This window comes from Sulfuricurvum sp. MLSB (assembly GCF_000747095.1).
Taxonomy (GTDB): domain Bacteria; phylum Campylobacterota; class Campylobacteria; order Campylobacterales; family Sulfurimonadaceae; genus Sulfuricurvum.
In genome coordinates this window covers 335-1,811 of sequence record NZ_JQGL01000019.1, presented here as the reverse complement: position 1 = coordinate 1,811, position 1,477 = coordinate 335, and the positions used below count along the sequence as shown (strand labels likewise).

2 protein-coding genes are annotated in these 1,477 nt (G+C 33.5%); both read right to left on the bottom strand.

The features are described 5' to 3' along the window. A partial coding sequence (locus JU82_RS02525) for a hypothetical protein (RefSeq protein ID WP_037946150.1) occupies nt 1–454 on the bottom strand: 454 nt, incomplete at its 3' end. Beyond that, complete coding sequence (locus tag JU82_RS02520; RefSeq protein WP_294892024.1) at nt 454–1,251, bottom strand: hypothetical protein; 798 nt, start codon at nt 1,249–1,251, stop codon at nt 454–456. The genes JU82_RS02525 and JU82_RS02520, both read right to left, overlap by 1 nt. Between the last annotated feature and the right edge of the window lie 226 nt (nt 1,252–1,477).

Here is a 1,477-nt window from a genome sequence, read left to right as displayed (position 1 = left end):
AGGGCAAAGACAAATCATTTTTCCACACATCTACAACCGCCTCTGTCCCTTTGTGGCTGCTTTTGCCCGCCAAATGTAAGAACATAATTCTCTTTGCAACACCTTCTTTATATTTGTCAATGGAAGTAAATCCGGTATAAATGCAGTTCGAGTGCATTGTACTAAATATCTCTTGCGTGTACTTAGTCTTACACCATACAGCGTTAATACTTTTGAGTAATGGGGTGAATGTCGGCTCCCACCATTCGGGGTTTGGTACTGCAATATTATAAGGTGCTAAGTGTAGTAATTCTTTGCGGACGTGTTCCAAATGGATTGCTATATCTGCGCTTCTCTTAACCGGACGCATCCAGTCTATAATCATTACATCGTATTGCGGTAGGCAGCCCTTGATAATATTAGCGTCTGCCTCTAATCCTGCACCGTTTAACTTAGTATAGATGTTGATTTTCATTAGTTGCAATTATCTTCCATTACTGTAATGCCTTTATTGTAATACGATAAGTCATCACTATTTAGAAGTTTATAAATGCCGCTTCCGTATTTTATATTATTATCGTATAATATTATTCTTTTATCGCATGGAGAATGATGCGTTAATATGCCAATGTCACGCCAATACATTTGCCGTTCCCATTTATTATTTATATGTATAGGTTCGCGCTCTTTCATTATGTGTATATGGTTATAAATGCGATTACGGCTACCAATGGAATTTAAATCATATCTATTTATAGCCTGTATATATCTTGTAAACATTAATTTTTCCACATTGATAGTATGACTATTTTTATAAGTAAATAATTCATTGTATTTATTATAAAAGGATTTATATTTTAAAGGGAAAAGCTTATATTTTGCAGCCCATTTATTATCTACAATAATAAAGTCAGTAGCCATGCCTACATCAGACAATTCATTCCTTTGACTATTTCCCCACGCACATGTCGCAACGAATAAATTATTTTGACGCATCTCTAATATAACCGATTCAATATAATCTGCATCTATTAACCACGTGTCAGCCGCCAGCACTATCACATAATCTATATCCTTACGTTTAGAGAAATATTTCATTCCGCTATCAATTAAATCAGCCGCACCTTGATAATGCCATGAATTACGGGAGCGTATCAATTTAGTTTCTAAATATTTGTTTTTATACCATTCTCGATTACCGTTATAAGAATGAGCTATTATTGCATCGTTAAGCAATATAGACTTATTCCAATGGTATTTTATAATGTCCATGTTAATCACGGCATCGTCAATACGATTATAAGTATATATCAATATGCCTATTTTCACAATGCAAATATACAAATTATTTCTAAATATTAATTTTAAATGTTTTTTTTTCGGAAATTTTCAGTATATTTTTGTAAAAACAAAATAAAACGAAATTATTATGAGCAAACCAGTATGTCCCGATGATTGCACGAATGTCTTAGCGGACTTCTCGTTCAACGATTGCGCT

What these genes read in the sequence shown, in the direction of transcription:
- JU82_RS02520 (WP_294892024.1), bottom strand. Translation starts at nt 1,251, where the DNA reads ATGGACATTATAAAATACCATTGGAATAAGTCTATATTGCTTAACGAT.